Origin of the sequence: Curtobacterium sp. B18 (genome assembly GCF_000333375.1) — a bacterium.
Lineage (GTDB): Bacteria > Actinomycetota > Actinomycetes > Actinomycetales > Microbacteriaceae > Curtobacterium.
Genome location: NZ_BACZ01000465.1, coordinates 1 through 8,387 on the forward strand (window position 1 = coordinate 1; position 8,387 = coordinate 8,387).

General features: G+C 73.2%; 8 protein-coding genes. 5 read left to right on the forward strand and 3 right to left on the reverse strand.

Going from position 1 to position 8,387, the window contains the following annotated elements:
• From I5E_RS12470 to helR, 3 genes are all read left to right on the forward strand, one after another.
• Positions 1 to 1,187, forward strand: a 1,187-nt coding sequence (locus I5E_RS12470; RefSeq protein WP_022907274.1) for a beta-ketoacyl-[acyl-carrier-protein] synthase family protein, incomplete at its 5' end; no start/stop codon positions are given.
• A 98-nt stretch (positions 1,188 to 1,285) separates the two neighbouring features.
• The gene (locus I5E_RS12475; protein WP_022907275.1) at positions 1,286 to 1,957 is read left to right on the forward strand and encodes a peroxiredoxin-like family protein; all 672 of its coding nucleotides are present in this window, start codon (positions 1,286 to 1,288) and stop codon (positions 1,955 to 1,957) included.
• 342 nt (positions 1,958 to 2,299) lie between these two features.
• Positions 2,300 to 4,429 (forward strand): RNA polymerase recycling motor ATPase HelR, encoded by a 2,130-nt coding sequence (helR, locus tag I5E_RS12485; RefSeq protein WP_022907277.1) that lies wholly within the window; start codon positions 2,300 to 2,302, stop codon positions 4,427 to 4,429.
• Here helR and I5E_RS12490 read toward each other — a convergent pair.
• Positions 4,416 to 5,249, reverse strand: a complete 834-nt coding sequence (locus tag I5E_RS12490; protein WP_022907278.1) for a helix-turn-helix transcriptional regulator — start codon at positions 5,247 to 5,249, stop codon at positions 4,416 to 4,418. The two genes, helR and I5E_RS12490, sit on opposite strands and share 14 nt — an antisense overlap.
• A 102-nt stretch (positions 5,250 to 5,351) precedes the next feature.
• Between I5E_RS12490 and I5E_RS12495 the strand changes: the two genes are divergently transcribed.
• Positions 5,352 to 6,032, forward strand: coding sequence for an SDR family NAD(P)-dependent oxidoreductase (locus tag I5E_RS12495; RefSeq protein WP_022907279.1), 681 nt, complete (start codon positions 5,352 to 5,354; stop codon positions 6,030 to 6,032).
• A 206-nt stretch (positions 6,033 to 6,238) separates the two neighbouring features.
• Here the strand turns inward: I5E_RS12495 and I5E_RS12500 are convergent, their stop codons facing one another.
• Complete coding sequence (locus I5E_RS12500) at positions 6,239 to 6,679, reverse strand: GNAT family N-acetyltransferase (protein WP_022907280.1); 441 nt, start codon at positions 6,677 to 6,679, stop codon at positions 6,239 to 6,241.
• Positions 6,680 to 6,775: 96 nt separating this feature from the next.
• On the opposite strand from I5E_RS12500, the gene I5E_RS12505 reads away from it, so the two are divergent.
• Positions 6,776 to 7,807, forward strand: a complete 1,032-nt coding sequence (locus I5E_RS12505; protein WP_022907281.1) for an alcohol dehydrogenase catalytic domain-containing protein — start codon at positions 6,776 to 6,778, stop codon at positions 7,805 to 7,807.
• A 340-nt stretch (positions 7,808 to 8,147) separates the two neighbouring features.
• Here I5E_RS12505 and I5E_RS25535 read toward each other — a convergent pair whose 3' ends face one another.
• Positions 8,148 to 8,309, reverse strand: a complete 162-nt coding sequence (locus I5E_RS25535; RefSeq protein WP_022907282.1) for a hypothetical protein — start codon at positions 8,307 to 8,309, stop codon at positions 8,148 to 8,150.
• Positions 8,310 to 8,387: the final 78 nt, after the last annotated feature.

Consider the following 8,387-nt stretch of genomic DNA (forward strand, 5'->3'; position numbering starts at 1 on the left):
CGCCGTTCGGCCACGGCGTCGACACGCTCTGGGACGCCCTCGTCGCCGGTCGCTCGGGAGTTCGCGTCCTCGACCGGACCGGAGCGCGCTGGGACCAGGTGCCGATCCGGGTGGGGGCCGCCGCCGCACTCGACGCCGACGCCGCGCTCGGACGGGTCCGCGCGAACCGGCTCGACCGCAGCCAGCAGCTCGCCCTCGTCGCCGCGGAGGAGGCGTGGGCGGACGCCGGCGCACCCGAGGTGGCGGGGGACCGGCTCGCCGTCGTCGTCGGCACCGGGATCGGGGGAGTGGAGACCCTCCTCGACGCGCACGACGTGCTCGGGACGTCAGGGGCACGTCGGGTGTCGCCGCGCACGGTGCCGATGCTCATGGCGAACGCCGCCGCCGCGCAGATCAGCATCGCGTTCGGTGCACGTGCCGGCGCCTACACCACGGTGTCGGCCTGCGCGTCCGGCGCCGAGGCGATCGCGATGGCCGCGCGACTCATCGTCACCGGGGAAGCTGACGTGGTCATCGCCGGCGGGACCGAGGCGGCCGTGACGCCGGTGACGATGGCGTCGTTCGCCCAGTCGCAGGCGCTCGCGAAGCCCGGCGACGACGACCCGACGACGCTCTCGCGGCCCTTCGACGCCGACCGCCGCGGGTTCGTGCTCGGGGAGGGCGCCGGGTTCGTCGTGCTCGAGCGGGCCGACCACGCCGCTGCCCGTCGTCAGCCGTCGCACGGGACCCTCGCCGGCTGGGGCATCACGTCGGACGCCTTCCACATCACCGCGCCGCTCGCCGACGGCTCCGAGCAGGAGCGCGCGATGACGGCGGCGATCCGGATGGCCGGGCTGACCGGCGCCGACATCGACCACGTCAACGCACACGCGACGAGCACCCCCGTCGGGGATGTCGGCGAGGCCGCGGCCATCGCCCGCGCCGTCGGCACGGGCGCCGTCGTGACCGCACCGAAGGGAGCGATCGGCCACCTGTTCGGTGCGGCGGGCGCCGTCGAGGCGATCCTCGCCCTGCGCGCGATCGAGACCGGGGTCGTCCCCGCGACCCTGAACCTCGAGCACCTCGACCCGTCCGTCGAGCTCGACGTGGTCGCGGGGGCCGCGCGAGAGGTGCCGATCCGAACGGCGCTGAACAACTCGTTCGGGTTCGGTGGGCAGAACGCGTCGCTGGTGTTCACCGCGGCATGACGCTCTGTGACGCCGATCGCGCCAGGAGCGGACGCGCCTGCCTACGCTCCATCCACTGGCACCGTGGCCAGCACAACCCGTCATCGAGGAGCCCGACCGTGACCGAACAGACCATCGCCCGCCAGGTGCACGAATTCAACGAGGGCTTCACCGCCCAGATCGGCCCGGACCTGTCCGCGGTGTTCGACGGTGAGCAGCGGGACCTCCGTGCCGCGGGCGTGCCAGGGGACGTCGTCGGCGTCGGCGACACGACCCCGGACGCCCCGCTCGTGACGCCGACCGGAGAACGGACCTCGCTCTCCGCCGTCCGTGGCGATGCGCCGACCGTGCTCGTCTTCTACCGCGGCGCCTGGTGCCCCTACTGCAACATCACCCTGCGCACGTACCAGCAGGAGCTGTTGCCCGCGCTCGAGGGTCGCGGCACCCGGCTCGTGGCCGTGTCGCCCCAGACACCGGAGGCCGCGGAGCAGTCCATCGCGAACGGCGAACTCGCCTTCCCGGTCCTCACCGACCCGGAGAACGAGCTTGCCGGACGGTTCGGCATCGTGACGGAGCCGAGTGCCGCGGCGCGTGGTGCGCACACGGCGCTCGGGTTCGACGTCGCGGACAGCAACGCGGACGCGACCGCCGCGATCCCGTTCCCGTCGGTGTTCGTCATCGACGCCGGCGGCGTCGTGCGCTTCGCGGACGTCCACGTCGACTACACGACCCGCACCGAGGTCGCCGAGGTCCTCGCCGCCGTCGACGCGCTGCTCGCCGAGGCGCGCTGACACGTCGGAGCGGAGGTCACCGGTGGCGTTCGGTGGGGCCCGAGGAACGCGGCCTCGCCGGCGGTCAGGGGATCCCCCCTCGACGAGTGGGCGATCGCGCACGAGCGCGCGGGTGCACTGCTCGCGGAGGGTCGACACGTGGTCGTCGACGACACCGGCTCGCCGCGCTTCGTCCGCGACGCCTCGGACGAGCGGACGGTCGCGGCCGTGGTGGACGCGATCACGGGCGCACGGTGACGATCGTGCAACCGGACGCGGTGACGGCCCCTCCCGCCATGACCAGGATACGGCCGGACCTGGGGCTTGCGGCAAGACCCCCCTCGAGCCCGAGAATCGTCCACCGTGTCCACGCCGTCCACTGTCTTCGACCTCCCCGAACGCCTCGCCGACAAGGCCGACCCGGCCCTGATCGCCGACGACGAACGGCACTTCGCCGCGATCGCCGCAACCCTCGCCACCTCGACCCGGACCCTCGAACGACGACTCGACGAACTCCGACGGACCCGGGCCGGCGGTGGGGAGTACACCGTCGAACGGGACGCCGAGGTCCGGCGGGTCACCCGTGAGCTCGCCGCCCTGCGCCGGTACGGACTCGACCTGTGCATCGGACGGATGGTGTTCGCCGACCGCCCGCGACCGGTCTGGGTCGGCCGCTCGGGCCTGACCGATCAGGCCCTCGACCGTCTGCTCGTCGACTGGCGTTCGGCGACCGCCGAGCCGTTCTTCGCGGCGTCGCACGGGGACCCCCGTGGCCTCGTGAGCCGTCGGCGCTACCGGTGGCGAGAGGGCAGGATCGTCGATTACTGGGACGAGGCGTTCACCGAGGAGGGGCTGGCGCACACCGCGGCCCTCGACGACCAGTCCGCCTTCGTCGCGAGCCTCGGGACGAGCCGCAGCCCGCGGATGCGCGACGTCCTCGGGACGATCCAGGCCGACCAGGACGCAGCGATCCGCGCGGACTCCGCGGGAGCGCTCGTGGTCGACGGCGGCCCGGGGACCGGGAAGACCGTCGTGGCCCTGCACCGCGCCGCCTACCTGCTGTACGCCGATCCGCGGGTGGCACCGCGGCACGGGGGAGTGTTGTTCGTCGGACCGACGCACGGCCACCTCGACTACGTCGGCGACGTGCTGCCGGCGCTCGGGGAGGACGGCGTGCGGCTGGCGACCCTCGCCGACCTGGTCCCCGAGGGCACCGACGTCCGCGCCGAGACCGATCCGCAGGTCGCGCGGGTCAAGGCCGGTGCCGCGCTCACCCGGGCCGTGGAGCGGGCCGTCCACGGCTACGAGCAGCCGCCCGCACGCACGGTCGTCGTCGAGACGGACTGGGCGGACGTGCCGCTGACACCGGACGACTGGGCCGACGCGTTCAACGCGGCCGACCCGGGGGACCCGCACAACACGGCGCGAGCCGACGTGTGGGCCGCCCTGGTCGACATCGTGACCAGCCGCCTGACCGGAGCCGCACCACGAGACGCGACCCGCGCCTCCGTGGCCGAGAACGAGGTCCTCCGAGCGGCGTTCCGCCGTTCCTGGCCGCTCCTGGACCCGGACGGCGTCGTCGCGGACCTGCTCGGGGTGCCGGACCACCTCGCCCGGTGCGCGCCCGAGCTCGCGGCGACCGACCGCGCGCTCCTGCACCGCGAGGACGCACGCGCGTGGACCCGATCGGACCTGCCCGTGCTCGACGCAGCGCGCCGACGCATCGGCGACCCGAGCGCCACGGCCCGCGAACGCCGGACGGCCGCCGCCCGAGCGGCCGAGCGCGAGCGGATGGACCGCGTCATCGAGGACCTCGTCGCAGCGGACGACTCGGAGCTGCGCGTGATGAGCATGCTGCGGGGGGCCGATGCGCGGAACAGCCTCGACGACGACAGTGTGTCGGCTCCGGAGGAGATCGATGCCCTGGCCGGGCCGTTCGCGCACGTCGTCGTCGACGAGGCCCAGGAACTCACGGATGCCGAGTGGCTCATGGTGCTCCGACGCTGCCCGAGCCGGAGCGTCACGATCGTGGGGGACCGGACCCAGGCGCGCGAGCCGTTCGCCGAGTCGTGGGAGGAGCGGCTCGGGCGTGTCGGTCTGCACAACATGCGCACCACACGGCTCCGGATCAACTACCGCACGCCGTCCGAGGTCATGGCGGTCGCCGAACCGGTCATCCGCGCGGCCGTTGCGGACGCGAACGTCCCCACGTCGATCCGGGACTCCGGGATCCCCGTGCAGGTCGGGACCGTCGACGAGCGGGACAGCGTCCTGGCCGCGTGGCAGGCGACGAGCGCCGACGGCATCGCCTGCGTGGTCGGTGACGCCGGGTACGCGGGAACGGACCGGATCCGCTCCCTGCCCCCGGAGGCGACGAAGGGTCTCGAGTTCGACCTCATCGTCCTGGTGGACCCCGAGCGGTGGCGCCCGGTCGACCGGTACGTGGCGATGACCCGGGCGACCGAGCGGCTGGTCGTGCTCAGCTCGGCGTGAGTTCCTGCAGACCGGTGACGCGCAGGAGGTCGAGCTTCGCGGCGTCCTCGGTACCGGGGACCGCCGTGTAGACGACGATGCGGAGGTCCCCACCCGGCACGCTCAGCACGTCGCAGTCGATCTCGATCGGGCCGACCGAGGTGTGCACGCGCTTGCGGCTCGCGCGGTGCTCGGCGACCCGGCCGGTGTCCCAGCGGCGCTCGAACTCGGGTGACTCGCGACGCAGGCGGGCGACGAGCTCCGCGAGGTCGCGATCCGCCGGGTACCGGCCCACCGCGGCACGGAGGTCGGCCGCGAGATCGCTCGAGAACTCCTCCTGGTGCTCGTCGTCGAACTCGACTTCGTCGTGCCCGTGCATGAAGTGCCGCCACACGAGGTTCCGGTCCATGCCCGTGTACCGCGACGGGTCACCGGTCATCGCGGCCCAGAGGGCGTTCCACAGGATGATGTCGTGCGCGGCGGTGAAGACGGCGAGCGGGACGTCGCCGAGGCGGTCGATGATCCGCTGCACGCCCGGCGTCACGTGCCGTGGGACCATCCGGCGCGACGGCAGCGCGGTCCCCGCGACCCGGTGGAGGTGCTCACGCTCCGCATCGGACAGCCGGAGTGCGGTGGCGAGCGCGCCGAGCAGTTGCGGGGACGGGTTCGTCGCCCGTCCCTGCTCGAGGCGGACGACGTAGTCGACGCTCACACCGGCGAGCGCAGCGAGCTCCTCGCGACGGAGACCGGGCGTCCGTCGACCGGATCCGGCCGGCAGGCCGACCGCTTCGGGACGGACCCGGTCGCGCCAGGAACGCAGCACACTCGCGAACTCGCTCATGCCCACCATCCTCGACCTGCGCCTCCCGGCCTGCCTGGTACTGGTGGTCCCACTGTCGAGCGGTGCCTGGGGGACCCGGCCACGGGGGCGGAGGCTGGGGGCATGACAACGACACTCATCACCGGAGCCAACCGCAGCCTGGGGCTCGAGACCGTCCGCCGCCTCGTCGAGACCGGGCACACCGTGTACGCCGGCATGCGCGACCCCGACACCGGGGACGAAGCGCGGGCCCTCGGCGCGCACGTCGTCCAGCTGGACGTCACCGACCAGGCCTCGGTCGAGCGCGCGGTCGGCGAACTGCCCGGACTCGATGTGCTCGTCAACAACGCCGGCATCCTCGGGACGTCGTTCGGGGTCGACGACCTGGACGCCGACGCGATCACGGCGGTGCTCGACACGAACGTGACCGGCGTCGTCCGGGTCACGCAGGCTGCGCTGTCGCTGCTGCGGGAGTCGGCGAACCCGGTCATCGTCAACGTGGCCTCGGGTGTTGGCTTCCCGCGGTGGCTGACGACCCCGGGTCGGGACGAGTACCCGGTGCCGGCGGTGCCGTACGCGGCGTCGAAGGCGGCGCTCATCGCCCTCACCGTGCAGTACGCGAAGAACCTGCCCGGGTTCCGGGTGAACGCGAGCGACCCCGGGTACACGGCGACGGAGTTCAACGGGTTCGGCGGGCACCAGACCGTGACCGAGGGGACGGACGCCACGGTGGCGCTGGCGACGATCGGCGCGGACGGCCCCACGGGGGAGTTCCACGACCGGGACGGGCGCATCGCGTACTGAGGGGCGGGGCGGAGGCGCGCCACGGGACACGCCGCGCGCGCCCCGCGGCCGCTTCGTGAGCAGGAGAAGTCGGGTCGGACGGACGGACCCGACGCCTTCTGCTCACCGAGTACGTCGCCACCGCGGGCGGGACGGCCTGGAGGCACGGCGCGCGTGCGACGGGGCGAGCTCGCTCCGTCCCGTGGCCGGGTCGCAGAGCGCCCGGTTCAGTCGTGCACGTCGGCACCGAACCCGGGGCCGGGACGCATCATCCAGCCCGCGGCGTCGGGGAGCGGGCGGAACCCGAACCGCTCGTACAACCCGTGGGCGTCGGCGGTGAAGAGCGCGAACCGCTTCAGCCCGAGCGGCTCGATCGCCTCGGTGACACCCCGCACGAGGGCGACGCCGACCCCGCGGCCCCGCGATCCCGGGTCGACGAAGACGTCGGCGAGCCAGCCGAACGTCACGCCGTCGGTGATCACACGCGCGTACCCGAGCTGCTGCCCCGAGTCGTCGTCGTACACCCCGAAGTTCCGGGAGCCCGCGATGATCGCGTCCTGCGTCGCACGATCACGGCCGCGGGCCCAGTAGGACTCCTCGCTCAACCAGCGGTGCACGCGGGCGACGTCGAGGTCGTCGGGGTCGGCGGAGAAGCGCAGTCCGTTCATGCAGCCAGTGAAGCGGCGGTCGCGTCCCGCCCGCAACGGCCGATCCGCGATCTGTGGACAGCACGCGCGTCGGGCTCCGTCTGTCAGGATTGCCCGATGCGCGCAGTCCAGTACGACGAGTTCGGTTCCGTCCCCGCGGTCGTCGAGGTCCCGGACCCGACCGCACCCAGCGACTGCGTGGTCGTCCGGGTCGCCGCGACCGGTGTCTGTCGGAGCGACTGGCACGCGTGGAAGGGGCACGACGACTCGGTACACCTGCCGCACGTCCCGGGGCACGAGTTCGCCGGCGTGGTGTCGTCGGTCGGATCGGAAGTCCGGGGGTTCGCCGTGGGGGACCGGGTCACCGCGCCGTTCGTCTTCGCGTGCGGCGAGTGCGAGCAGTGCCTGGACGGCGCGACGCAGGTGTGCACCCGGCAGCAGCAGCCGGGCTTCACGCTCCCGGGCTCGTACGCCGAGGCAGTGGTGGTCCCGCACGCGGACGTGAACCTCGTCGCGCTGCCGGAGGCCGTCGGGTTCGCCGAGGCCGCTGGGCTCGGCTGCCGCTTCGGCACCGCGTACCACGCCCTGCACGCCCGGGGACGGGTCGCCGCGGGAGAGTGGGTGGCCGTCTTCGGCTGCGGGGGAGTCGGGCTGTCGGCCGTCATCGTCGCGGTCGCCGCCGGAGCGCACGTCGTCGCGGTGGACGTCTCGCCCGCAGCGCTCGCACGTGCGGAAGCCCTCGGCGCGATCGCAGTGCCGATGGACGACGCGGTCCCGGACGCCGTCCGGACCGTCACCGGTGGTGGTGCGCACGTCTCCGTGGACGCGTTCGGCAGCCGTGCCACCTCCGTCGCTGCGGTGGACTCACTCCGGCCGCGCGGTCGGCACGTCCAGGTCGGGCTGCTGCTCGACGACGAGGCCGTGCCGGCGATCCCGATGGGCCGCGTGATCGGCGACGAGCTCGAGCTGCTCGGCAGTCACGGCATCTCCGTGGGGGAGTACGCCGCGATGCTCGACGACGTCGTCGCGGGTCGTCTCCGCCCGGCGGAGTCGATCGGTCGGACGATCGGGTTCGACGAGCTCCCCGAGGCGATCCTCGCGATGGACCGGCCGGCGACGTCCGCCGGCATGACGGTCGCGGTGTTCTGACACCCTCGGCCGAGGAACGTCTCTTGGACGGCCCGGCTCCGACGGTTCCTGCCGAGCTGGTCTCTCGCGGTGGTCATCCTGCTGACTCACCGGTCCGCACGGCAGACCGAGAACGAGGGCCCGGTGGAGTCGAGTGGCTCTCCGCGGAGGCGCGGGTCCTCGTCCGACACGTAGCGAGACCAGTGCTCGATTCGAGCAGTGCCGCGCGGCCGGGGGTGGTCGTCACGGAGCCGATCGTGCGGTCGAGCAACGGGTGGGGAAGCACACGACAGTGTGCGGCCGCTACCCGAGTTGACATAATATCCATTATCGGCGCACTACACAGAACCCCGGATGGGTTTCAGGACTGGTCGTCGCCGCTCGTCGGGACGTCGTCCGCGTCGATCTCCAGCGAGGCGTGCTCCTCGCCGTGTTCCTCGAGGTTCGACCGGTCTGTGTCCGGCTGCTCCGGCTCCTCGGCGTGCGTGGTCTCTTCGGCGGGGTCAGGCTGGCTGTAGCTCATGTGACGGACCGTACGCGGGCACACCTGGGCGGGCATCCGCCGGTCCGGAACGCGCACCCGGTCGACCGTGCGTCCTGA

Bases quoted from the DNA above. Each gene is read 5' to 3' on its own strand.
- I5E_RS12490 (WP_022907278.1), bottom strand. From the start codon at position 5,249: ATGAGCGAGTTCGCGAGTGTGCTGCGTTCCTGGCGCGACCGGGTCCGT.
- I5E_RS12495 (WP_022907279.1), top strand. From the start codon at position 5,352: ATGACAACGACACTCATCACCGGAGCCAACCGCAGCCTGGGGCTCGAG.
- I5E_RS12500 (WP_022907280.1), bottom strand. From the start codon at position 6,679: ATGAACGGACTGCGCTTCTCCGCCGACCCCGACGACCTCGACGTCGCC.
- I5E_RS12505 (WP_022907281.1), top strand. From the start codon at position 6,776: ATGCGCGCAGTCCAGTACGACGAGTTCGGTTCCGTCCCCGCGGTCGTC.
- I5E_RS25535 (WP_022907282.1), bottom strand. From the start codon at position 8,309: ATGAGCTACAGCCAGCCTGACCCCGCCGAAGAGACCACGCACGCCGAG.